The organism is Nonomuraea fuscirosea (genome assembly GCF_003001935.1).
Classification (GTDB): Bacteria; Actinomycetota; Actinomycetes; order Streptosporangiales; family Streptosporangiaceae; genus Nonomuraea; species Nonomuraea fuscirosea.
Map to the genome: position 1 here is coordinate 18,938 of NZ_PVNG01000016.1, position 23,764 is coordinate 42,701.

Below are 23,764 nucleotides of genomic sequence, written 5' to 3' on the forward strand. Positions count from 1 at the left end.
CCCGACGGTTCGCCCTGCCCCTGTCACCCGTGCTCGCGAAGGACTCTCACCATGCACGACCACCCCACCCGCCGCGGCTTCCTCGGCCTGAGCGCCGGTGCCGCTCTGCTCGCCGGATGCGGCACCGCCACCCCCTCCTCCGGCGGCTCAGGGGGGAGGCTGCGCGCCGCGTTCGCCGGCGGCGGCGCCACCGAGGTGCTGGACCCGCACCTGGCCAATCTGTTCAACGAGGCCGCCCGCGCCAAGGCCCTCTACGACAAGCTCGCCGACCTCGGCCCGGACGTCTCGCCGCAGCCCCGCCTGGCCGAGAAGTGGGAGCCGGACGCCGACTTCACCGTCTGGCGCATCACCCTGCGGCAGGCGCGGTTCCACGACGGGCGGCCGGTGCGCGCCCAGGACGTCCTGGCCAGCTACGCCAGGATCGCCGATCCGGGCAGGACGTTCCGCGCCAGGTCCAGCCTCGCGCTCATCGACCTGCCCAACAGCCGGGCCGTCGACGACCGCACGGTCGAGTTCCGCCTCAGGCGGCCGTTCGCCGAGCTGCCCAACGTGCTGGCGGCGTTCGGCACCTCCATCGTCCCCGAGGGGACCACGGACTTCAGCAAGCCCGTCGGCTCGGGTCCGTTCTCCTTCGTGTCCTGGCAGCCGGGCCGTTCCGTGCTGCTCAAGCGGAACCCGGACTACTGGGAGGGCGCGCCGTACATCGAGGAACTGGAGTTCCTCATCGCCAACGAGGAGTCCGCCCGGGTCAACGCGCTCCTGGGCGGGCAGGTCGAGTACGCGCACGACCTCACCCCCGCCACCGCCCGGCAGCACGAGGGCCGCGTCACGATCGTCCGCGCCCCCAACAGCGCGATGCAGGCCTTCGCCATGAAGGTGGACCGCGCCCCGTTCGACGACAGGGACCTGCGCGAGGCGATGTTCCTGCTCACCGACCGGCAGCGGCTCGTCGACACCGTCATGCCCGGAGCCGGGCAGATCGGCAACGACCTGTTCGGCAAGGGCTACCTGCATTACGCCTCCGAGATCCCGCAGCGCACGCACGACGTCGACCGGGCCAAGGCGCTGATCAGGAAGGCGGGAGCCGAAGGACTCCCCATCGAGCTCACCACGTCCACGGCCGCGGCCGGCTTCGTCGAGGCCGCCACCGTCTTCGCCGAGCAGTTGCGCGCCGCCGGGCTGAAGGCCGAGATCCGCACCGGCAGCAAGGACACCTACTGGGCGGACATCCTCACCCGGGGATCCATCGCCAGCTTCCGCTCCGGAGCCATGCCGATCGAGACGCACATCGCCCAGAGGCTCCTGTCCACCTCGACGACCAACACCACGAAATGGGCGCGGCCGGAGTTCGACGCACTCTACGAGACGGCCGTCTCGGCGCGCGCCGCCGCGGACCGGGAGAGCGCCTACCTGCAGCTTCAGCGGATGCTGCACGCCGAGGGCGGGCTGCTGGTGTGGGGATTCGCCGACTGGATCGTCGCGACGTCGCCGAAGCTGAGCGGCGTACGGGCGGCGCCCGCGAACACCCTGGACTGGGCCCGGTTCGACAAGGTGAGGCTGGCTTGAACCTGACCCGCTACGCCGCCCGCCGGCTCGCCGCGGGCGTCCCGCAGATCGCCGGCGTCGCCTGCCTGGTGTTCGTGATGGTGGAGGCGCTGCCGGGCGACGCCGCGGTGACGCTGGCCGGCGACCAGCCGGACCCGGCGCGGATCGAGCGGATCCGCGCCGAGCTGGGCCTGAACCGCCCCTTCGCCGAGCGCTTCGCCGCCTGGGCCGCCGGCCTGACGCGGGGCGACCTCGGCGTCTCGCTCGTCTCCGGCCGCCCGGTCGCCGGGATCGTGCTGGACGCGCTGGCTCCCACCGCCGTGCTGGCCGGGCTCACCGTGCTCCTGCTGGTGCCGCTGTCGATCCTGCTCGGGGTGGCCGCCGCGCTGCGGGAAGGGAGCCGGCTCGACCGGGCGCTGACCGCGGCGAGCACCGCGCTCTACGCGGTCCCGGAGTTCGCGCTGGCCATCGTCCTGGTGACGGTCTTCGGCGTGACGCTCGCGTGGCTGCCGCCGACCGGGCTCGGCGGCCTCACCGCCTCCGCCCTGGTGCTGCCCGTGACGGTGCTGCTGGTCCGTCCCGTCTGCTCCACCGGGCGGCTGGTCCGCTCCGCGATGATCGACGTGCTGGCGTCCCCGTACGTGAGACACGCCCGGCGCCTGGGCCTCGGCTGGTTCGCGCACGCGCTGCCCAACGCGCTCGCGCCGGCCGTACAGCACCTGACCAGGACCGTCGACTGGCTGCTCGGCGGCGTCATCGTGGTGGAGGCCGTCTTCGTCGTCCCCGGGCTGGGCGGCACCCTGGCCGAGGCGGTCGGTCACCGGGACCTCCCGGTCCTGCAAGGACTCGCGCTGCTGTTCGCCGCCACGACCGTCCTGGTCAACCTGCTCGCCGACGTGGCCGCCTTCCGCCTGGCCCCACGCGCATGAGGTTTCTGCTGCTCGGCGTGCCCCTGTCCGTCGCCCTCCTGGGGCCGTGGCTCGTTCCCGACGACCTCGTCCGAGGTGCGCCGTTCGCCGATTCGGGCCTGCTCGGCACCGACTTCGTCGGCCGCGACGTGTGGCACCAGGTGCTCCTGGGCGGACAGGGTCTGGTGCTGACGGCCGTGCTCGCCACCGGCGGCGCCTACCTGCTGGGCGTCGCGTGGGGCCTGGCCGCCGCGACGACGCCCCGGGTGGTCGACGAGGTCCTGATGCGCCCGCTCGACATCCTCATGGCGGTGCCGTCGCTGCTGCTGCTCCTGGTGGTGGCGACGCTCGCTCCCGGCGGAGCGCTCGTCTGGATCGTCATGCTGGTCCATCTGCCCGACATCGCCCGCCTGGTCCGCGCCTGCGCGCTGGAGATCGGCTCCCGGCCGGCCGCGGAGGCCATGCGGATGCAGGGCGAGAACCGGTGGCGGATCGCCACCGGGTTCGTCGCGCCCGCCATGGCCCGCGTGCTCGCCACCGACGCCGGCACCCGGCTGACCGGATCGTTGTACCTCATCGCCGCCGTGAGCTTCCTCGGCGTCGGGGTGCCGCCGGACAGCAGCGACTGGGCGGTCATGGTCGACCGCAACCGCGGCGGCCTCTTCCTCAACGCGTGGGCGGTCCTCGCCCCCGCACTGCTGATCGTCATGCTGGCGGTCGGGCTGAACCTCACCCTGGATCGCATGCCGGAGAAGGCGGATCATGATCGAAGTTGACCGGCTGACGGTCTCCGTCCCCGGCCGGATCCTGGTGGACGACGTCAGCTTCACCCTGCCCGCCGCCCAGACGCTGGCCCTGGTCGGCGCCTCGGGGAGCGGCAAGACGACCACCGCGCTCGCGCTGCTCGGCGAGCACCCGGCCGGTGCCCGCGTCACCGGCCGGATCACCGTGGCCGGGCACCGGGTCACCCCTGGACGGCCGCCGGCGCCCGGGACCGTCGGCTTCATCCCGCAGCACCCTTCCGCCGTGCTCAACCCGGTGCTGCGGATCGGCACGGTGCTCCGCCAGATCGCGGCGCGGCACGGCACGAGCGTCCCCGACGCCCTGCGCAGGGCGCGGCTCCCCGAGGAGCGAAGCTTCCTGCGCCGCTTCCCGCACCAGTTGTCAGGCGGGCAGCAGCAGCGGCTCGTCCTGGCGCACACGCTGCTGGCCGGCCCGTCCGTCATCGTCGCCGACGAACCCACCACCGGTCAGGACGCCATCACCCGGGCCGAGGTCGCCGCCGAGCTCGTCTCACCCGGCGTCGCCGTCGTCCTGCTCAGTCATGACCTCGACCTGGTGCGGGAGCTGGCCGGCCAGGTCGTCGTGCTCAAGGACGGGCGCGTCGCAGAGTCCGGGCCCGCGGTGCTGGACACGCCACGCGGTGCGTACGCCAAGGCGCTGGTCGGCGCGCGACCCCACGTGGCCGCGACCCGCATGGAACCGCACCCGATTCTGACCGTCGCCGATCTCGGAACGGAGGTCCTGCGCGGGGTGAGCCTCGGCGTCGCCCGCGGCGAACGGCTGGCCGTCGTCGGCCGTTCCGGCAGCGGGAAGACGACGCTCGCCCGCTGCGTCGCCGGGCTGCGCGCCTGGACCTCGGGGAGCGTACGGCTGGACGGCCGCCCGCTACCGCCCTCCGGCCGCCGCAGCCGCGCCGACCTGGCCCGGGTGCAGTACGTCCCCCAGGACGCCCGCGCCTCGTTCGACCCCCGGCGGGCCGTGGTGGAACAGGTCGCCAGGACCGCGGTACGGCTGCGCGGATCGACCCCGCCCGCCGCGCGCGAGGACGCCTTCGCGACCATGGCCTCGCTCGGCCTGAGCCGCGAGCTCGCACGGCGCCTCCCGGGCCGGCTGTCCGGGGGTGAGTCGCAGCGCGCCGCCCTGGCCCGCGCCCTGCTCGCCCGTCCGGACGTGCTGATCTGCGACGAGATCACCTCCGGGCTGGATCCCATCACCGAGGCGGAGGTTCTGGACCTGCTCACCGAGCTCGACGTGACCCTGATCCTCATCAGCCACGACCTGCCCATGGCCGCGCGGATCGCCGACCGGATCGCGGTCGTCCACGAGGGCAGCCTGATCGAGCACGGCCCGGCGGATCAGGTGCTCCGCACCCCGTCCCATCCCGTCACCCGCGCGCTCGTCGGCCCGGCGGAGGAGCCACGCCCGTTCTGACGTTCAGCCGCCCGCGTCCGCGCCGGACGACGGTGCGACGGACTCGCGGTGGCGGACGGGCATCGGAACCCGGTGCACCTCGCCCGCCCCGTCGCCGGCCGAGCGGTCGCGGCCGATCTCGCCGAACAGCACGTCCACCGCTTTACGGCCCAGCTCGTAGTGGGGCAGCGCCACGGTGGTCAGCTGGGGCCGCATCCACGAGGCGATCGGATGGTCGTCGAAGGAGACGATGGAGACATCGGCGGGCACCTTGAGCCCGAAGTCGTCGAGCGCCTGGTAGGCGCCCATGGCGATCCGGTCGTTGAAGCAGATCAGCGCGCGCGGCCGGACCGTCCGCAGCAGGTCCCGCGTCGCCGAGAGGCCGTACTCGGGCTGCCAGTCGGGGCAGGTGCGGGCGCCGGCCACCTTGACCCCCGCCTCGCCGAGCGCCGCACGGATGCCGACGAGCCGTTCCACCGCCGCGAGGCTCTCCGCGGGCACGTCGCGCAGGCGCGGGCCGACGCCGATCAGGTAGATGCCGTCGCGATGACCGGCGTCGAGCAGGACGCGGGCCGCGCGACGGCCGGCCTCGACCTCGTCGGGCAGGATGGCGGGCAGGGGAGCGGGCTGCTTGGGCAGGGCGTTGAGCAGCACGGCGGGCGCGGTCGTGACGGCCTTGGGCACCTTGATGGTGCGGGTGAACATCGAGGCCAGGATGAGCCCGTCGACCTGGCGGTCGTGCATGGCCTGCAGCAGGAGGCGTTCGAGTTCGGCGTCGCCTTCGGTCTCACCGATGATCAGCATGAAGCCGCGGTCCCGGGCGGCCTCCAGCGCGCCCTTGATCATGTCACCGGCCAGCCGTGAGGTGGCGACGGTGTCGGACACGAAGCCGATGGTGCGGGTGGTGCCCGTACGCAGGCCCCTGGAGACGATGTTCGGCCGGTACTGCAGTTCCTCGGCGGTTCTCAGCACCCGCTGCTCGACGTCCTGGGAGATCCGCAGCTCGCGACCGCGGCCCGACAGCACCAGCGAGGCGGTCGTGCGGGAGACGCCCGCGGCCTTGGCCACATCGGCCAGCGTGACCCGTCGTGGGCTCACCGAATCTCCGATCGTCGCGAGTGCGTTACGGGGGGGTTGACATCGTACGACGCGGGTGGTGAGACTATCGGGCGCTAACACGATTTAGCAACGGAGTGGGGACATCTGCCGCGCGCCGGTCGTCCCCAGCAGCGAAGGAGATCCACATGGCTCGTCGAGTCCGCTCCGGCAGGTCAGGGGCCGCGCTGGTGATCGCCCTGGGGACGCTGGCCGCCGCCTGCGCGGCACCTGGCGGCAACAGTCCGCAACCCCAGGCCACCGCCACATCCCCGGCGTCGGCGGCACCCGCCTGCGGCTCGGCGCCCATCACGATGAGCGGCTACTTCGAGACCGGTTTCCCGCTGCCCAAGGCGCTGACCACCGAGTTCACCAAGCAGCACCCGAACGTGACGTGGAACGTCCGCGAGGACCAGTTCGCCGTCATCACGCAGAACGCCCCCCGCGTGCTGGCGGACAACCCGCCCGACCTCATGCGCCTGCCCCAGGTCTCCGAGCTGGTCAAGGACGACCTGCTGAAGAACCTCGACGGCTACGCGACGGCCTTCGGCTGGGACAAGTGGCCGGCCTCCCAGCTAGAGCAGCTGCGCCTGGGCCAGGGCGGCCGCCCGCGCGGCGAGGGCTCCCTCTACGCGCTGGGCCTCAACATGAGCATGACCGGCCTGTTCTACAACAAGAAGCTCGCCGCTCAGATCGGCATGTCGGAGCCGCCCGCCACCCTGGCCGAGCTCGACCAGGCCCTCGACAAGGCCAAGCAGGCGGGCCTCACGCCCATCATGCAGTTCAACGGCGGAGCCACCGGGGGCCTGGCGTTCCCGCTGCAGAACCTCATGGCCTCCTACGGCCCCGCCGCGCCCATCAACGACTGGATCTTCCAGAAGCCCGGCGCCACCATCGACACCCCGGCGAACCTCCAGGCCACCCAGCACCTGGAGAAGTGGATCAAGGCCGGTTACTTCCAGAAGGACGTCAACGCGGTCGACTACGCGACCATGATGAGCCGCTTCATCGACGGCCAGGGCCTGTTCATGTTCAACGGCGACTGGGAGTCCGGCAACCTCGACAAGCAGATGGCGGGCAACGTCGGCTTCACCCTGATGCCGCCCGCCGAGCAAGGCGGCAAGCGCGCCGCCATGTCGGCGCCGCTCACCTTCGGCATCGCCGCGAACGCCAAGAACGCCGACTGCGCCGCCTTCTTCCTCAACTGGGTGGCCACCGACAAGCGGGCCCGCGAGATCGGCGTCGAGATCGGCGGGTCACGCCCGATGGGGCCGGCCGACGCGTACATGCCGGACGTGGCCGCGGACAAGGTCACCGCGAGCACCCTGGCGGCCGGGGCGGACATCGCCAAGGACGACGGCGCGATGGACTTCATCGCCAACGCCACCGGCGCCATCTACGCCAAGAGCTGGACCCCCAACCTGCAGAAGCTGGTGGCCGGCAAGCAGACGCCGCAAGGGCTGCTGAAGACCGTCCAGTCCGACTACGCCGGCCAGCTCGAAGGGAACTGAACGAAGTGACACCCCGGTCCGCGCACCGGCGGCCGGCCGCCACCCGACTGCGCGGTGCGCGCGGCCTGGCCGGCTGGCTGTTCATCCTGCCCGCGCTCGCCTTCTACACGGTGTTCGTGCTCCGCCCGATCACCCTGACCTTCCAGTACTCGCTGTACGACTGGAACGGCATCGGCCCCTCCACCTGGGTGGGCCTGGCCAACTACGGCAAGGTCTTCACCGACCCCGACCTGTTCGACTCCCTCGTGAACGCCTTCCAGCTCATCGTCTTCTTCAGCGCGATCCCGGTCGTGCTCGGCCTGGCCATCGCCGCGACCATCAGGCGCATCGCCGCCAGCCGGCTCGCCCTCGTGGCGCGTACCGTGCTCTTCCTGCCCCAGGTGATCCCGCTGGTCGCGGCCGGCATCGCCTGGAGCTGGCTGCTGGCCTCCACCGGCGTGGTCAACCAACTGCTCACGCTCGCCGGCCTCAGCGGGGTGACCCGCGCCTGGCTGGGCGACTTCGCCACCGCCCTGCCGGCGGTCGGCATGATCGGCGCGTGGGTGCTGCTCGGCCTGTGCACGCTGCTGCTCCTGGCGGGCATGAGCAAGATCGACCCGGCGCTGTACGAGGCGGCCAGGCTCGACGGCGCCGGGCCGTGGCGCGAGTTCGTCTCCATCACGGTGCCCAGCCTCCGGCAGGAGATCGCGGTCTGCGTCACCGTGACCGTCATCGCGGCCCTGGCCAGCTTCGACATCGTCTACATCGCCACCCAGGGCGGCCCGGGCAACACCACCATGGTGCCCGGCCTGCAGATCTTCTACCTGGCCTTCTCCGAACGCGAGGTGGGCACGGCCTCGGCCCTGGCCATGGTCCTCATGCTTCTTGTGATCGCCTGCGCCCTGCCCATCCAGTGGTTCGCGAAGGACGGCGGCAAATGATCACCGGCCGGCGGGAGGCCTGGACCGGCAGGCTGCTGCTCATTCTCATGATGGCGGTCACGCTCCTGCCGTTCCTCAGCCTGTTCGTCACCGCCCTGCACCCCTCCGGCACCTACCCGGCCGGGCTCGCCTGGCCCGGCGACCCGCAGTGGGGCAACTTCCTGCGCGCCTTCGAGGCCGCGAACATGGGCGCGCTGCTGTGGTCGAGCACCCTCATCGTGCTGGGCGTGGTGCCGATCTCGATCGTGCTCGGCACGATGGCCGGCTTCGCCATCGGTCACCTGCGCGTCATCGGCGGCCGGCTGGTCTTCCTGCTGTTCGTGCTCGGCCTGACCCTGCCGTTCGAGGGCGTCATCACGCCGCTGTACTACCAGATCCGCGACATGGGGCTGCTCAACACCCGGTGGGCGATCATCCTGCCGCTCATCGGCCTCTTCATGCCGTTCAGCGTCTTCTGGATGCGCGCCCACTTCGTCAACATGCCCGGCGAGCTGTCCGAGAGCGCCCGTATGGACGGCGCCAACGTGTGGCAGCTGTTCCGGCGCATCCACGTCCCCCTGGCCATGCCGGCGATCTCGTCCCTGGGCATCCTGCTGTTCCTGTGGACCTGGAACCAGTTCCTGCTGGCCATCGTCCTGGTGGACGACCCGGCCAAGCGCACCATGTCCGGCGCCCTAGGCGCCTTCCAGGGCCAGTGGGGGACCGACATCCCGCTGCTGTGCGCGGGGTCGCTGCTCATCCTGACCCCCACCCTGGTGATCTTCCTCGTCTTCCAGCGTCACTTCGTCAAGGCCCTGCTCCAGGGCTCACTGAAGGGGTGATGAGGCAGGTCCTCGCACCTGCCGTCGCCCACCACGTCCCACGAGCGAAAGCGGAGGTCGTCCATGCCTGTCCGAACGCAACAACGGCGCGCGCGAGATGCGGCGACCGCGTGAGCGGTGCACGAACGGCGCGCTGGACCCGCCGTCACCTCGACCTGCTCACCGAGGATGACGCGACCACGGCGCCCCTCTTCGATCCCGCGGCCCTGCCGCGGATCCTGCCCGGCCACGACCTCTGGGACCTGTGGCCGATCCAGGAGGAGGACGGCTCGACCAGCGTGGCAGCGGGCCGCGAGCTGTGGATGGCCCTGTCGGCTCCCGCGCTCGGCCACCCCGAGGAGCGCCACGACCGGGCCAGGATCCGCCTGCTCGGCAGGAAGGGAGCCGCGTGGGAGGACCTGGGGAACGCCTTCCCCGACGGCGCCTCGCCCGGTAGCCGTGAATGGTCCGGATCGGCGATCCGCCGCCCCGGCGGGACCGTGTCGGTGTACTACACGGCCGCCGGGCGGCGCGGCGAGGCGCGTCCGACGTACCGGCAGAGCGTCATCGAGGCCCGTCCCACGCTGATCGCCGACGGCGACCGGATCACGCTGCGTCACGACGTCCCCCACCGCGAGGTCCTGCGCTCCGACGGGCGGAGCTATCTCCCGGCCGACGAGGACGACGGAGCGCCCGGCCGCATCAGGGCCTGGCGCGATCCGGGCTGGTTCCGCGATCCGGCCGGCGGCGGCGACCGGCTGCTCGTCGCCGCGTCCACGGCCTGGCAGGACACCTTCGCCGGCGCCATCGCCCTGGCCGGGCCACGGGACGGCGCCTGGTCCCCGCTCCCGCCGCTGCTCGTCGCCGAAGGCGTCAACCACGAGCTCGAACGCCCGCACGTCGTCGTGCACGACTCCCGGTACTACCTCTTCTTCTGCACCCAGCGCCACAACTTCCACCCGGCCGGCCGCGCGCCCACCGGCCTGTACGGCTTCGCCGCGCCCACCCTGACCGGGCCGTACGAGCCGCTCAACGGCTCCGGGCTCGTGATCGGAAACCCCGCCGGCCAGCCGGACCAGGCCTATGCCTGGCTGGTGCTGCCGGATCTGCACGTCGTCGGCTTCGCCAACTACCGGTCACACCCGGGTCTGGATCTCCGGTACGCGCGGGCGGCGCAGGCACGGGCCGCCTTCGGCGGCACCGCCGCCCCGACGCTCAAGCTGACCCTGGACGGCCTGAGCAGCCGCGTCCTTCCGGCGGCGGAAGAGTCGCGGCGCGTCCCTGGCCGTTCCTCGACGTGAACGGACCGGACACGCGCCGAGCACCGTGGGACATCGTCTTCAGCCGTGCTCGGCGCACGCCCTATTCGTACGGCTCGGCCGGCCGCCCGACGGCCGTCACGGCGGTCGCGGCCAGGGCCGGAACCACGTAGTTGTCCGGCACACCGTCCTGCCAAGCAACCCAGGTCCCCGTGACCGCCACCCACGCGTCCTCCGGCGGGGCGGCCGCCCCCTGGACGACCACCTCCAGCGCGAGCGCGTCGGCGGCGCAGCAGCCGATCCGCATCCGGGTCAGATACCAGCCCCCACCGTCCCCGGCCCGTACGGCGAAACCGACCAACCGGACCTTCCGCCCGGCCAGCGACGGCCCCGTCCGCGCGTACGCACGGCCGATGAACTCGCCCAGCGTCAGCTCCGTCACCTCGCCTCCCGCCAGCGCGCGGTAGCCCTCGGCCCGGACGGGCGCCGGCGGGCCGTCGTCGCGCCTGGCCGCGAAGGCGCCGAGGGCGGGCGGGGCGATGAGCACGATGACGAACGCCGGCACGGCCAGCAGCCACGCCACCCGCGTCCCCCGGTGATCGGCGGCCCCGGGCCGGTCCAGCACGTCGGTGACGACGGACAGCAGGCCGAGCAGCACCAGCACGGCTCCGGCCGCCACGAGCAGCGGCCGGAAACCCGGCCTGACGTAGTTGAGGTACGTCGTGGAGAACGCGGAGCCGCTCAGCACCGTCGCGCCCAGGATCAGCAGCACGGCGCCCTGCGCCTGACGGCTCACGGCAGCGCCCACCCGGCCACGAAGCTGACCCCGATCGCGAGGACCAGCGTGAGCGGCGCGAACCGCGCGGTGAAGGCTCGGCCGAAGGTGCCCGCCTGCAGGGCGATGAGCTTCAGGTCCACCATCGGCCCGACCACCAGGAACGCCAGCTTGGCGGTGGGGGAGAACGCGGTGAACGACGCCGCCACGAACGCGTCGGCCTCGGAACAGATCGACAGCAGCACGGCCAGGAACGCCAGCACCAGCACGGACACGACGGGCACCCCGGCCACCGCGGTCAGCCAGTCGCGCGGGATCACCACGTTCAGCGTCGCCGCGGCCAGCGCGCCGACCACCAGGAACCCGCCGGCGTGCAGCAGGTCATGACGCATCGCGTCCACGAAGACGCTCCCCCTGCCCGCGTGGGTCCCGGCGGTGCGGCGGGGTACCGGCAGCCACGCGGCGCGCCCGAACCGGGTCCAGATCCAGCCGGCCAGCACCGCCACCGCCAGCGAGGCGGCGAACCTGGCCACCACCATCGACGGGTCGTCGGGAAAGGCCACCGCGGTGGCCACCAGCACCACCGGGTTGATCGCCGGGGAGGCCAGCAGGAACGCCAGCGCTGCCGGCGGCGCGACACCGCGCGCCATCAGCCCGGAGGCCACCGGCACCGACGCGCACTCGCAGCCGGGCAGCACCGTCCCCGCCAGGCCCGCCACCGGGACCGCCGCGGAGGTCCGCCGGGGCAGCGCCAGCGTCCAGAACGAGGCGGGCACGAACGCGGTGATGGCCGCCGACAGCGCCACGCCCAGCACCAGGAACGGCAGCGCCTGCACGCACACCGCCACGAACACGGTCGCCCAGGTCCGCAGCGCCGGATGCGTCAGGTGCGGCGCGAGCAGGAACCGTCCCGCCACCAGCAGGGCCACGAGGACGATGAACGCCCACGGCAGCCGGAACCCGGCCGGGCCCCGCCGTGACCCGGACTCCGGCGGCCGGTCACTTCCGGGAACCGGCCGATCCGCCGTACTCGGCTGCGACATCACTCTCCCACCCACACGGACGCAGATTCGCGGGCGCAGGCTAACGCGGCTGTATCAACCCTTACACCCCGATGCGTACGACTCATGGGTGATGGTACGGTCTGCCGGAAATGATTCTCATTTTCGGGAGTGTCGTTGAGAGCGTTGCGTGAGTCAAGTTCATCGGACTCCGGCGTGGCGGCCCTGGGAGCCGATGATTCACCCATCGGCGGAGCGGCGGGGCCGGCCATGCCGATGGTCGTCGTCCTGCTGGCCGGCCTCCTCGCGGGGTCGGTGCTGCTGGCGATCGGCCTGGGCGCCGCGGCCGTGCCGCCGGCGGAGACGCTGCGCTTCCTGTGGGCGGCCGTGACCGGCGGCTCGCTCACGGCCGAGGACGTCACCGCGTACCAGATCATCTGGCAGGTCAGGACGCCGCGCGTGCTGCTGGCGGTCCTGGTGGGGGCGGGGCTCAGCGTCGTCGGCGTGGCGATCCAGGCGATGGTGCGCAACGCGCTGGCCGACCCGTTCGTGCTCGGCGTGTCGTCGGGGGCGTCGGCCGGGGCGGTGCTGGTCAGCGCCACCGGCGCGCTCACCGCCCTCGGGATCTACGCGGTGTCGGCCGGCGCGTTCCTCGGCGCGCTGCTCGTCTCCGCACTGGTCTACCTGGCCTCGCGCGGCTCCGGTGGCCTGCTGCCACTGCGGCTGGTGCTCACCGGGGTGGCGATGGCGTTCGGATTCCAGGCACTGATGAGCCTGATCGTGTACTTCGTCCCGGACGGCGAGTCGACGAGCACGGTGCTGTTCTGGTCGATGGGTGGCTTCGGCGCGGCGACCTGGGGAGCGCTGCCGGTCGTGGCGGTCGTCACCGTGGTCACCGTCGTGGCGCTGCGCCGCTCCGGGCGGAGCCTGGACGTGCTCGCCCTGGGCGACGAGACGTCGGTGAGCCTGGGCGTGGACACGGTCAGGCTGCGCAAGGGCCTGTTCGTGCTGACGTCGCTGGCCACCGGCGCGATGGTCGCGGTCAGCGGCGCGATCGGCTTCGTCGGGCTGGTGATGCCGCACCTGGTGCGGCTGTGGGCCGGGGCGGCGCACGCCCGCGTGCTCACCGTCGCCCCACTGGCCGGGGCGATCTTCATGGTCTGGGCCGACCTGGTGGCCAGAACCCTGGTGGCGCCGCGCGAGCTGCCGCTGGGCGTGATCACGGCGCTGGTGGGCGTGCCGGTCTTCGTCGTCCTGCTGCGCCGCCGCGGCTACCTGTTCGGCGGCCGCTGATGACCCGGCTGCTGCTGGACGATCTGTCGGTGTCCATCGACGGCACCGCCGTCGTCAGGGACCTGGCGCTCGCCGTCGCCGATGGGGAAGTGGTGGGTCTGGTCGGGCCCAACGGCTCGGGCAAGACGACGGCCCTGCGGTGCGTGTACCGAGCGTTGCGGCCGGCGGGCGGCGCCGTGTGGATCGACGGGCGGGAGCTGTCGCGGATGCCGCTGCGCGACAGCGCCCGCGTGATCGCCGCCCTCACCCAGGAAGGGCGGGCGGATCTCGATCTCACGGTCGAGGAGGTCGTCGCCCTCGGCCGCGCCCCGCATCTGCGCGGCAACCAGGCGCTCAGCGCCCGCGAACGCGAGCTGTGCCGCCAGGCGATGGCCCGGATGGAGGTGCTGCACCTGGCCGGGCGCGGCGTGCTGGCGCTGTCCGGCGGCGAGCGCCAGCGCGTCCTCGTCGCCCGCGCGCTGGTGCAGGAGCCCCGGGTGCTGGTGCTCGACGAGCCGACCAACCACCTCGACCTGCACCACCAGATCCGGCTGCTGTCGATGCTCAGAGGCGCGGGACTGAGCGTGCTCGTGACCCTGCACGACCTCAATCTGGCCGCCTCCGCCTGCGACCGGCTCGCCGTGCTCTCCCGTGGGGTCCTCGTCGCGTGCGGCCCGCCCGCCGAGGTTCTCACCGAGGACCTCCTCCGCGAGGCGTTCGGCGTCGAGGCGAACGTCGTCCCCCACCCGCTCACCGGGGTCCCCCAGGTGCTCTACGACCTCGGCGCGGCCACGACCACGACCACGACCACGGCCACGGCCACGGCCACGGCCACGAAAGGAAACTGAAGTGAAGACAGGCACTCCCGCCGCGCTCCTGGCGGGCGCGCTCCTGCTCGCCGGATGCGGCGCGCAGGTGGAGGGCGGCGACACCGCCGCGCGTACGGTGACGGTCAAGAGGTGCGGCGAGGACGTCCCCTACACCACGCCCCGCCGCGCGGTCGTCTACGAGGGCGGCAGCGCGGACAAGATGTTCGCCCTCGGCCTGACCAGGCACGTGCACGGCTACGTCATGCCGCCCGCCAACCCGCCGGTCACCGAGTCGCCTTGGGCGGCCGAGTACGCCAAGGTGAAGTTCCTCGGCGACGACCTGCTCAACCGGGAACTCGTCGTGGACGCCAAGGCCGACTTCGTGGTGGCCGGCTGGCGCTCCGGCTTCAGCGACCAGCGCGGCATCACCCCGGCCATCCTCGACGGGTTGAAGATCCAGAGCTTCATGCACACCGAGTCGTGCTTCAACTATCCCGGTCACCCGGAGCGGGTGACGCCGTTCGAGGCCCTCTACACCGACCTCGAACGCCTCGGCCGGATCTTCGGCGTCGAGGACCGGGCCCGGACCCTGATCGCCGGCTACCGCCAACGCGTCGAGGCCGTCGTGGCCCAGGCGCCGAAGGGCGACCCGCCGCCCGTCTTCCTCTACGACTCCGGCACCGACAAGCCGTTCACCGCGGGCAGCCAGGTGCCGCCCACGGACATCATCCGCTTCGCCGGCGGCCGGAACGTCTTCGGCGACCTGGACGCGCGCTGGGGCGAGGTCACCTGGGAGGCTGTGGTCGAGGCCGAGCCGGAGGTCATCGTCATCCTGGACTACGGCGACAAGCCCGCCGCCGAGAAGATCAGGTTCCTCAAGGAGTTCCCCACGACCAGCAAGCTGCCCGCCGTGGTGAACGATCGCTTCTACGTCCTGGACTACAACGAGGGCATCAGCGGGCCGCGCAACATCGACGGGCTGGAAGGGTTCGCGAAATACCTGCGCGAGCTTCGGACAGCCGCCACCCGGTAGCCGTTTCCATCCATCGCGCTTGGAGGAGACCACAGGTGATCGCGTCCACCGGTTCGGACACGTCGCGGTCCGTCCTGCGTGACAGGCGGTTCGTCCGGCTCTGGTGCGGTACCACCGCCTCGGGGCTGGCGACCTGGGCGCTGCCGTTCGTGCTGGGGCTCGCCGTGCTGGACCGCGGGCTCACCGCCGCCGGCCTCGGGATCGTGCTGGCTGCCCGCACGGCCGGTTTCCTGCTCGCGGTGCCGATCAGCGGAGTCCTGGCCGATCGGTACTCGCGCCGCGCCGTCGTGTGGTGGGCCGGGCTGGCCGCCGCGCTCGCGACCCCGTTCATCGCGCTCGGGCTCGGACGGTCGATTCCGCTCATGACCGTGGCGGCGGCGGTCGTCGGCGCGGGCCAGGGGGCGTGCCGGCCCGCGTTCCAGGCGCTCACCGCCGAGGTCGTGGACGCAGGCCGCCGCCGGCGGGCCAACGCCGCCATGACCCTGGCCGTGCGCGTCACCACCCTCGTCGCCCCGGCGGGCACGGCGTTGCTGGCCGCCGTCCTGGACACCTGGTGGCTGCTGATCGGCACCGGGCTGCTGTGGCTGGCCGCCGCCGTGCTCCCGCCCCGGGGCCTGCCCGCCCCTGCGCGGACGGCGGACAGCGGACGGTTCCTCGCCGAGTTCGGCGAGGGCGTACGCGAGGCGCGCCGGCATCCCTGGTTCCTGGCCGGCCTGGGCGCACTGGCCGCGGTCGTCTTCACCGGCTACTCGGCCACGAGCGTGGCGCTGCCGCTGGTCAGCCGCGACCACTACGGCGCCGAGGTGGTGCTCGCGGCGGCACTGACCGCCTACACCCTCGGCGCGTTGGCCGGAGCGCTGCTCGTGGCCCGGTGGCAGCCGCGCGCACAGGGCTGGACCGCCCTGGCCGGCCTGTCCCTGTACGGCTTCGCGCCGCTCAGCCTGCTGCTGCCGGCGCACCCTGCGGCGGTGTTCGCCGCCTACGTCCTGGCCGGGCTGGGGATCGAGCTGTTCAACGTGCCCTGGTTCACCGCCACCCAGCGCGAGGTGGAGCCGCGCCTGCTGGCCCGCGTCTCCTCCCTCGACTTCCTCGTCTCCTACGGCCTGGCCCCGCTCGGCCTCGCCTTCCTCGCCCCCGCCGTGGACGCCTTCGGCCGGCAGCCGGTTCTGGCCGGGTGCGCGCTGGTGTGCTTCCTCGCCCCCGCCGCCGCGGCCCTGGCCCCCGGCAGCCACGGCTTCTCCCGATCTGAGAGGTCCCGGAGAGGCCCTCCGGCTACTTGATCGCGATGAACCCCTCGAAGGCGAGATATTTCAGGATCGTGCCGTAACTGGTGAAACCGGCCTCCTCGAAGACGGTGAGGTTGTCGTCGGTGGAGACCGGCCGCAGCACGCCGAGCAGGCTCTCCTTCTTGTCGAGGATCTCCTCCGGGCTCAGGCCGGCGTTGCGTTTGAACCGGTAGTGCAGCGTCGTGATCAGGTCCTCTAGCTGAGCGCCCGGGGCCAGGACCTTGTCGAACATGAAGAAGGCCCCGCCGGGACGGAGCGCCTGGCAGATCCGGCGCAGCACCTGCCGCCGCTGTCCCGGCGGCAGGAAGTGCATGGTCAGGTACGCGACCACGAAATCGCACGGCTGGAAGGCGATCTCGGTGAGGTCGCCCGCCACGACCTCGACGTTGCCGAGACCGGCGCAGTGCTCGCGGGCGGCCTCGACCATCGCCGCCTCGCGGTCGACCCCGATCCAGTGGGTGGCGGCGTTGGCCGGGCCGTGGCCGGCCAGCCGGCGCAGGAGCTGGCCGGTGGCCGAGCCGAGCTCGTAGCCCACCCGGGGCTGGTCGCCGCCGAGGAAGCACGTGGACAGGTCGCAGACGAGGTCGTGCCCGGCGTCGTAGAGCGGTACGGAGTGACGGGCGTGATCGACGAACACCGCGGGCACGTCGCCGGAGAAGACCCACGATCCTGGTGAGGTGATGGGAAGGGAGGTCACGTCCGGTCACGCTTTCCGGTACGCCGAGATGTTACGGGTCGAGGCGGGCGTGAAGGGCGCCTTGTCCCAGCTCGACCAGCGCTCGTGCGGCCGCATACCGGCGATGCGGGCCATCAGGTCGAGCTCCGACGGCCAGACGTAGCGGACCGCGCCCGGCCGCAGCTGGACTCCGTCCGTCTCGCTGAGCCTGATGTGGCAGGTCCGCATCTCCTGCGTCACCTGGTTCGCGGTCGAGACGAACAGCGAGACCGCGTCGGGCTTGACGCCGGAGGTCCAGGCCCTGCCGTTCTCCAGGACGCCACTGGCAGGCGCCATCAGCTCGACGACGAAGAAGCCGCCGGGCGCCAGGTGCGCCGCGACGTTCTCGAAGCACCGCACCTGAAGGTCCTGCGTGGTCAGGGCCGACAGCGCGAAACGGGAGATGAAGGCCAGGCCGAACTCGCCGCTCACCTTGACGTCGGCGAAGTCGCCTTCCACGACGTCGATCTCGTCGCCGCGCGGTTTGGCGCGCAGCTGTTCGAGCATCCAGGGGGAGTTGTCCACGCCGGTCACGGCCAGCCCGCGGTCGAGCAGCGGGAGGGCGAGCCGGCCGGTGCCGATGCCGAGCTCCAGCACGGCCCGGCCGCCGGCCAGCCCGGCGAGGTAGTCGGCCGCGTCCTGGGTGTCGGGCTGGTCGCCGAACTCCGCCTCCCAGCGGGCCGACCATTCGGGTCCGTAGGCGACGGCGTTGAGGGCGTCGGCGTCTTTCATCGGGGGCTTTCCTTTCACGCGTGGGGGAGGGGGAAGACGTTCAGCTCTGTCCTGGCGGGCCAGCCGAACTTGGTGGCGGCGTCGCGCAGCCGGTCCGCGCCGAGGTAGGGGAAGGCGGCGGCGAAGTTTCCGGCCAGTCCGGGGACGAGCGTCCTGGTGACGTGCAGCCCGGCGGCGGCGACGTCCGGCGTGGTGAGGTCGACGGCGATCACCTCGTAGCCGGCCCGCTCGACCCGCTGCCGGTAGGTGCGCAGGGAGCGGTCCGGCAGCGCGGGCACGGCCGAGGCCGGGGTGGTGCTCCCGCCGCCGAGCCGGTCGCGGACGCGTTCGACGGCGCGGGGGTCGAGGTTGACCTGCAGCTGGCATTCCAGGTCGCCGACGTCCCTGAAGTCGGGGCGGAAGCTGTCGAGGTAGGCGCGGTCGGCTCGCCACTCGTGCATGAAGTGCCGCGTCTTGCGTCCGGCGCGTACGGCCTCCCAGTACAGTCCCGCGGGATCCTGGAGGTCGCGGGCGATCTCCTGGAGCGTGAGCGCTTCGGCCCAGGCCTTCTCCGCGGCCGGCTCGACGGTGTCGCGGCAGCCGAAACCGATCGTCAGGATCCGCTCCTCGACGTGCTCGACGACGCCGGCGATCACGGGGACGCCGAACTCGTTGGGCAGCGGGACGAGCCACGCGCGCTGTCCTTTCGTGCCGTCGAAGAGCGCGGCCAGGCGCGGCGTCGGCTCCAGGGACGGCAGGGCGGGCAGGTTGGCCCACCAGACCATGGTGGCGTCCCGCTCGATCACCTCTTCGAGCCCCGACCGGACGGCGTCGTCGAAGGACTTCCCGGCCGCCACACCGGCGTAGTACAGGGGGTTCGTGACGGGCTCGTGGTAGTAGGGGCCGACGTAGTAGTTGCAGTAGGCCAGGCTGGCGGGCACCCAGACCGGCCGGTCGTGGGTGAGGGAGCGGCCCGCGATCCAGCGCACCGGCAGGCCGGCGTCGAAGCGGACGAAGGGGAACCCGTCCGCCGCGTACTGGGCCTCGGAGAACAAGACGATCGACTCGGGCGCGACGGCGTTCTCGCCGGCCCGGCGCAGCTCGGCGTAGGACGCCTGGCGTAACCGTTCGGGCTGGATCCAGTTGGCGCAGTAGCGTTCCACGCTCTCGCCGATCGCCGCCGCCCGCGCGCCTGCCACGTCGCCGAACGTGCTGGCCCCGCACAGGACGTTGGTGGCCCAGGGGAAGCGCCGGCTCATGTCGGCGACGTCGGCCTGCACGGTGGTCAGAGTTCGCGGGATCGACGGGTCGTGCTCGATGACCCTGGTGGCCGCCACGATGCCGAGGCGGTCGCCGAGGAGCAGGTCCGTGCCCGTGACGCGGTGGTTGACCACCTCGGGGAACGGGCCGGCCGGCAGGGGCAGGAACGGGTGGAGCCGGATCTCCGGCCCCGCCGGGTCCACCTCGATCTCGTTGCCGGCCAGGGCGCAGGGCTCGCCGGCCAGCCAGCGGCGCAGCTCGGCCAGGAACAGCGACACGAGCCAGGTCAGCACGTCCGGGGGAGGGGGACGCAGGCCGCCGGTCAGCGACGGCCGCAGCAGCGCCTCGGCGAGGTCCGGCCGCTGCGTCACGCAGGCCCGGCGGGTCAGCAGATCCCGGTAGGGCGCGCTGCGGCCGGGCTCGACGGCCGGGCCGAAGTAGCACCTGCCCTGGTCCAGGAAGAAACAGCTCCACGCTCCGGTACGGCGATCGTCCACCCGCGCCAGCAGTTCGGGGTCGAACCGCGTGCTCAGCAGCGCCATCGGCCGGTCGTGCGGAACGTCGTCGTCGAGGAACCCGATCTGTTCACCGGGCGCGGCGAGCGCCGTGACGATGGGACGCAGGGCGGCATCGGTGAGAAGCACCGGGGCCTGCGAAGTCTGTGCGGTCTCGGCAGGAGGTGCCGAGGTGGGCGGGGATTCGGCGGGGGAGAACGGAGCAGGGGGCTCGATGAGGGAGCCGGTCGAAGTGAGCAGGGCAGCCAGCTCCGGCCACGGCGGAGACGCATCCGGTGATGTCGCGGCGAGATCTTCGAGGGCGCGGACGACCTCCGTCGCGGGCCGTCCGATCTCGAACATCCGGCCGTCCGGCGTGATGAGCACGGCCGCGTCCGCGCCAAGCGCACGTACGTCCACGTTGACTCTCGGAAGGTGTGTCAAGATCGCATCCTTCGCGTCGCAGGGCCCCGTGAGGCCGGATGCGGGCCGGCCCCACGGGTCTCACCTCGATCAGCTCCAGCGGAAGGCGCGGAAGCCCGTGCTGTGGTTGTGCGGCGCGACGGTGTCGCGACGCCGCTCGGCGCTGATTTCACGGATCATGTGCTGACCTCCTTCCTGTGGGTGGTTATCGCAGCTGGTGGCGGACCAGCCGGGCGTAGGTGCCGCCGGCTGCCACCAGCTCCGCGTGCGTGCCGACCTCGGCCACCTCGCCGCGGTCGAGCACGATCAAGCGGTCGGCGGTGCGGATCGTGGAGAGCCGGTGGGCCACCAGCAGAGTGGTCCGGCCGGCGCGGACCCGGGCCATGGCCAGGCCCAGCAGCCGCTCGCTCTCCGCGTCCACGTTGGAGACGGGCTCGTCGAGGATGAGGACGGGCGCGTCGCGCAGCAGCGCGCGGGCGATGGCGATGCGCTGCCGCTGCCCGCCCGAGACCCGCGCCCCCCATTCGCCGACGACGGTGTCGTAACCGTCGGGAAGCTCCTCGGTGATGAAGTCGTGCGCCAGCGCGGCCCTGGCGGCGGTCTCGATCTCCTCCCGGCTCGCGCCGGGCCTGCCCAGCGCGATGTTCTCGGCGACCGTCCGGTTGAGCAGGTAGATCTCCTGCGGGACCACGCAGATCAGCTCGCGCAGCTCCTGGTCGGCCAGGTCACGCAGGTCGTGCCCGGCGACGCGCACCGAGCCCGCCTCCGGGTCCCAGAAGCGGAGCAGCAGGTTGGTGAGCGTGGACTTGCCCGCGCCGGAGTGTCCCACCAGCGCGACCGTCTCCCCGGCGGCGATGTCGAACGTGACGCCGGACACGGCCGGCGGGAGGCCGGGGCCGTACCGGAAGGAGACGTCGCGGAAGGAGACGCCGAGCGCCGCCGGCCGGGCGGGCAGCGGCGCCGGCGCGGCCGGTTCCGGGGCCATGGCCGGCGCGTGGACGACAGCGAAGACGCGTTCGCCCGCTGCGGCGACCACGCCGAGCTCACGTGCGGCGTCGCCGAGTTTGGTGACGGGCGCCAGCGCGGCGGCGGCCAGGACCACCGCGGCCGGATACAGCGCGACCGGCATCGCGCCGGCGGCGACCAGGACGGCCGAACCGGCCAGCACGCCGACGACTCCCAGGCCGATCAGCAGGTCGGTCGCGGCACGTTCGGCGCCGACCCGGCGGGCGTGGGCCAGCTGCGCCTCGTGCAGGTCGCGGCCGTGGGCGCCGAGCCGGACCAGGAAGCGCTCCTCCTGGCCGAAGGCGGCGATCTCGCGCAGCCCCTGCACGCCGTCCACGGCGGTGGCGTTGAGCCGGCCGAGCCGTAGCCGCCACGCGCGGCCCTGCACGGTGGCCCGCCCGCGCAGCCAGGCGGGGACGAAGGCCACCAGGCCGGCGACCGGCAGGACGACGAGGGCCAGCGCCGGGTGGATGAACGACAGGGCCGCCACCGACCCGGCCGGCACCACGACCGCGACGCACAGCGGGCTCAGGGTGTGGGCGAAGAACACCTCCAGCCGCTCGACGTCGTCCATGACCGTCGCGGCCAGGTCGCCGGAGCGGTGCCCCTTGGGGTGCGCGGGCGCGATCCGCTCGAAGCCCACGTACAGCCGCTCCCTGATGTCGACCAGTATCCGGAAGGCCATGTCGTGGGCGAGGTGCGACTCCACGAAGGCCAGCACCGCGCGGGGGAGCACCAGGCAGGCCAGCACGATCAGCCCGGGACGCAGCTGGGCGACCCCCGCGCCGGTGATCGCGGCGCCGGCCACCCAGGCGCCGGCCGCGGCGATCGCCACGGTAAGGGCCTGGTCCAGCACGCCGCTGCCGATCGCGCCGGCCAGGTGCAGCCGGTAGGGCCGCACCACGGACAGCAGGGGACGCAGTCCGGAGATCATCGGCTCACCGCCTGCGCCGCCACCAGCCGCTGGTAACCGGCCGAGCGTTCGAGCAGCTCGGAGTGGGTGCCGGCGGCGGCGACCCGGCCGTGGTCGAGCAGCAGGATGCGGTCGGCGTCGCGTACGGTCGACAGCCGGTGGGCGATGACCAGCGTGGTACGACCGGCGGCCAGCCGGTCGAGGGCCCGCTGGATCTGCGCCTCGTTGGCCGAGTCGATGCTGGAGGTGGCCTCGTCCAGGACGAGGATCGGCGCGTCCTTGAGCAGCGCGCGGGCGATGGCGACGCGCTGCCGTTCCCCGCCCGACAGGGTGACGCCGCGCTCGCCGACCACGGTGTCGTACCCGTCGGGCAGCCTGGCGATGAAGTCGTGGGCGCCGGCGGCGGCCGCGGCCGCTTCCACCTGGCCGGCGTCGGCGTCGGGCCGGCCGAGCAGGAGGTTGTCGCGGACCGTGCCGTGGAAGAGGTACGTGTCCTGGGCCACTACGGCGATCAGGCCGCGCAACCGCGCCAGAGACAACTCCCTGACGTCGTGCCCGCCGAGCAGGACGCGGCCCGATCTGGGGTCGAAGAAGCGCAGCAGCAGCGAGACGATCGTGCTCTTGCCCGCGCCCGACCGGCCGACGATCGCGACCGTGCGGCCTTCCTCCACCGCGAACGACAGGTCCGAGACGACGTCCCGCCCGTCGCGGTAGCCGAAGGACACGCGGTCGAACGAGATCGACGCGGACACCGGCGGCGGCTGCGGACGGCGCGCCTCGGTGACCGCGGGCTCGGCGTCGAGCAGTTCGAAGATCCCGCCGGCGGCGGAGATCGCCGGGTAGGCGGAGTGGTAGGCCTTCTGCAGCTCCTCCAGCGGCCGGAACGCCTCGCGGGCCAGGAGCAGGACCAGCAGCAGGCCCAGCACGTCGAGCTGCCCGCCGGCCAGCCGTACGGCGCCGAGCCCGATCGCGAGGCAGACGCCCGCGACCGACAGCAGCCCCATCGCGCCGGTGCGCAGGTTGGCCACCGCCACGAAGCCGATCGAGGCCCGGTAGAAGTCGTGGGATTCGCGCGCCAGCTCCCGGCCGCGCTCGCGGCTGACCCCGAACGCCTTCAACGTCGTCATGCCTTGCAGCACGTCGAGATATTCGGCGCCGAGCCGCCGCCACAGTCCCCAGAACCAGCCCGCCCGTTCGGCCTGGAGGCGCCGGGCGAGCAGCGGGGTCGCGGTGATCGCGAGCGCTCCGGCGAACAGCACGCCGCCGATGACCGGATCGACGAGGACGAGCCCGGTCAGGATCGCCAGCGCGCCGAGGGCGGCGCCGAGCAGCTGGGACAGGAAGCGGCTGACGTACACGTCGATCTTCTCCACGCCGTCGACCACCGTCGCCTGGGTGGCGCCCGTCCGGTTGGCCGCGGTGTAGCCGGGTCCCAGCTCGAAGAGCCTGGCGTACAGGCGCCGGCGCAGGGAGTCCTTCACCGCCCGCCCGGTGGTCACGACGACCAGCTCGCCCGCCCAGAGCAGGGCCGCCCTGGTCACCAGCATGACCGCGACGACGGCGAGCGGAACGAGCACGCCCTGCCACGGTGCGCCGGCGAACACGACGGCCAGGGCCTGGGCGATCGCGATGCCCTGGCCGACGTGGGTGGCGGTGACGGCGAGCGTCACCGCCGTGCCGAGCGCCAGCCGGCCGGGCACGGCGGCGGCCAGACGTAACAGCCGGGGCGTCATCGGGGCAACCCGTTGCCGAGTCGACGCGGGTTTGATAACCGTTGTCATGTTCAAGGACGCTAACCCGGCATCGACGGGTGCGCAACAGTTGCGGAGGAAAAGG

The 23,764-nt window shown here is 72.7% G+C and carries 20 protein-coding genes; 12 read left to right on the top strand and 8 right to left on the bottom strand.

Annotated features, from left to right (window positions below):
- Window positions 1–51: 51 nt before the first annotated feature.
- The 4 genes from B0I32_RS33095 to B0I32_RS33110 are packed head-to-tail and all read left to right on the top strand — an operon-like array spanning window position 52 to window position 4,667.
- A complete protein-coding gene (locus B0I32_RS33095; protein ID WP_106246499.1) occupies window positions 52–1,566 on the top strand; it encodes an ABC transporter substrate-binding protein in 1,515 nt (504 codons plus the stop codon).
- Entirely contained in the window at window positions 1,563–2,474 is a 912-nt protein-coding gene (locus B0I32_RS33100; protein ID WP_219912124.1) for an ABC transporter permease, read from the top strand. Before B0I32_RS33095 ends, B0I32_RS33100 begins: the two co-directional genes overlap by 4 nt.
- Window positions 2,471–3,229 (top strand): ABC transporter permease, encoded by a 759-nt coding sequence (locus tag B0I32_RS33105; protein ID WP_106246501.1) that lies wholly within the window; start codon window positions 2,471–2,473, stop codon window positions 3,227–3,229. Before B0I32_RS33100 ends, B0I32_RS33105 begins: the two co-directional genes overlap by 4 nt.
- Window positions 3,216–4,667, top strand: a complete 1,452-nt coding sequence (locus B0I32_RS33110) for an ABC transporter ATP-binding protein (RefSeq protein WP_106246502.1) — start codon at window positions 3,216–3,218, stop codon at window positions 4,665–4,667. Before B0I32_RS33105 ends, B0I32_RS33110 begins: the two co-directional genes overlap by 14 nt.
- A 3-nt stretch (window positions 4,668–4,670) precedes the next feature.
- On the opposite strand, the gene B0I32_RS33115 is transcribed toward B0I32_RS33110, so the two are convergent.
- The gene (locus B0I32_RS33115; RefSeq protein WP_106246504.1) at window positions 4,671–5,744 is read right to left on the bottom strand and encodes a LacI family DNA-binding transcriptional regulator; all 1,074 of its coding nucleotides are present in this window, start codon (window positions 5,742–5,744) and stop codon (window positions 4,671–4,673) included.
- A 146-nt stretch (window positions 5,745–5,890) separates the two neighbouring features.
- On the opposite strand from B0I32_RS33115, the gene B0I32_RS33120 reads away from it, so the two are divergent.
- The 4 genes from B0I32_RS33120 to B0I32_RS33135 all read left to right on the top strand — a co-directional run bounded on the left by B0I32_RS33120 (window position 5,891) and on the right by B0I32_RS33135 (window position 10,273).
- Window positions 5,891–7,252 carry an ABC transporter substrate-binding protein gene (locus B0I32_RS33120; RefSeq protein WP_106246505.1) on the top strand — a complete coding sequence of 454 codons (1,362 nt, stop codon included), beginning with the start codon at window positions 5,891–5,893 and terminating at the stop codon, window positions 7,250–7,252.
- A gap of 5 nt (window positions 7,253–7,257) precedes the next feature.
- Window positions 7,258–8,172 carry a carbohydrate ABC transporter permease gene (locus tag B0I32_RS33125; protein WP_219912125.1) on the top strand — a complete coding sequence of 305 codons (915 nt, stop codon included), beginning with the start codon at window positions 7,258–7,260 and terminating at the stop codon, window positions 8,170–8,172.
- Window positions 8,169–8,993 carry a carbohydrate ABC transporter permease gene (locus tag B0I32_RS33130; protein WP_106246507.1) on the top strand — a complete coding sequence of 275 codons (825 nt, stop codon included), beginning with the start codon at window positions 8,169–8,171 and terminating at the stop codon, window positions 8,991–8,993. The genes B0I32_RS33125 and B0I32_RS33130 overlap by 4 nt, the downstream gene beginning before the upstream one ends.
- A 110-nt stretch (window positions 8,994–9,103) precedes the next feature.
- On the top strand, window positions 9,104–10,273 hold the full coding sequence (locus tag B0I32_RS33135; protein ID WP_219912126.1) for a glycoside hydrolase family 68 protein: 1,170 nt from the start codon (window positions 9,104–9,106) through the stop codon (window positions 10,271–10,273).
- Between the two features lie 61 nt (window positions 10,274–10,334).
- Here B0I32_RS33135 and B0I32_RS33140 read toward each other — a convergent pair whose 3' ends face one another.
- Together B0I32_RS33140 and B0I32_RS33145 are read right to left on the bottom strand one after the other, a co-directional pair.
- Window positions 10,335–11,027 (bottom strand): TIGR03943 family putative permease subunit, encoded by a 693-nt coding sequence (locus tag B0I32_RS33140; protein WP_106246874.1) that lies wholly within the window; start codon window positions 11,025–11,027, stop codon window positions 10,335–10,337.
- On the bottom strand, window positions 11,024–12,049 hold the full coding sequence (locus tag B0I32_RS33145) for a permease (RefSeq protein ID WP_106246511.1): 1,026 nt from the start codon (window positions 12,047–12,049) through the stop codon (window positions 11,024–11,026). The genes B0I32_RS33140 and B0I32_RS33145 overlap by 4 nt, the downstream gene beginning before the upstream one ends.
- A 228-nt stretch (window positions 12,050–12,277) precedes the next feature.
- Between B0I32_RS33145 and B0I32_RS33150 the strand changes: the two genes are divergently transcribed.
- The 4 genes from B0I32_RS33150 to B0I32_RS33165 are packed head-to-tail and all read left to right on the top strand — an operon-like array spanning window position 12,278 to window position 16,401.
- Complete coding sequence (locus tag B0I32_RS33150) at window positions 12,278–13,300, top strand: FecCD family ABC transporter permease (RefSeq protein WP_181308033.1); 1,023 nt, start codon at window positions 12,278–12,280, stop codon at window positions 13,298–13,300.
- A complete protein-coding gene (locus tag B0I32_RS33155) occupies window positions 13,300–14,127 on the top strand; it encodes an ABC transporter ATP-binding protein (RefSeq protein ID WP_106246512.1) in 828 nt (275 codons plus the stop codon). Before B0I32_RS33150 ends, B0I32_RS33155 begins: the two co-directional genes overlap by 1 nt.
- A 1-nt stretch (window position 14,128) precedes the next feature.
- Window positions 14,129–15,121 (top strand): ABC transporter substrate-binding protein, encoded by a 993-nt coding sequence (locus B0I32_RS33160; RefSeq protein ID WP_106246514.1) that lies wholly within the window; start codon window positions 14,129–14,131, stop codon window positions 15,119–15,121.
- A 35-nt stretch (window positions 15,122–15,156) separates the two neighbouring features.
- Window positions 15,157–16,401, top strand: a complete 1,245-nt coding sequence (locus B0I32_RS33165; protein ID WP_106246516.1) for an MFS transporter — start codon at window positions 15,157–15,159, stop codon at window positions 16,399–16,401.
- Here B0I32_RS33165 and B0I32_RS33170 read toward each other — a convergent pair.
- From B0I32_RS33170 to B0I32_RS33190, 5 genes are all read right to left on the bottom strand, one after another.
- Window positions 16,394–17,104, bottom strand: a complete 711-nt coding sequence (locus tag B0I32_RS33170; RefSeq protein WP_106246517.1) for a methyltransferase domain-containing protein — start codon at window positions 17,102–17,104, stop codon at window positions 16,394–16,396. The genes B0I32_RS33165 and B0I32_RS33170 overlap by 8 nt on opposite strands.
- Before the next feature lie 6 nt (window positions 17,105–17,110).
- Window positions 17,111–17,854, bottom strand: a complete 744-nt coding sequence (locus B0I32_RS33175; protein WP_106246519.1) for a class I SAM-dependent DNA methyltransferase — start codon at window positions 17,852–17,854, stop codon at window positions 17,111–17,113.
- Between the two features lie 14 nt (window positions 17,855–17,868).
- Window positions 17,869–20,031, bottom strand: a complete 2,163-nt coding sequence (locus B0I32_RS33180; protein WP_146178398.1) for a YcaO-like family protein — start codon at window positions 20,029–20,031, stop codon at window positions 17,869–17,871.
- 184 nt (window positions 20,032–20,215) lie between these two features.
- A complete protein-coding gene (gene cydC / locus B0I32_RS33185; protein ID WP_106246522.1) occupies window positions 20,216–21,949 on the bottom strand; it encodes a thiol reductant ABC exporter subunit CydC in 1,734 nt (577 codons plus the stop codon).
- Window positions 21,946–23,661 (bottom strand): ABC transporter ATP-binding protein, encoded by a 1,716-nt coding sequence (locus tag B0I32_RS33190; RefSeq protein ID WP_181308035.1) that lies wholly within the window; start codon window positions 23,659–23,661, stop codon window positions 21,946–21,948. Before B0I32_RS33190 ends, cydC begins: the two co-directional genes overlap by 4 nt.
- Between the last annotated feature and the right edge of the window lie 103 nt (window positions 23,662–23,764).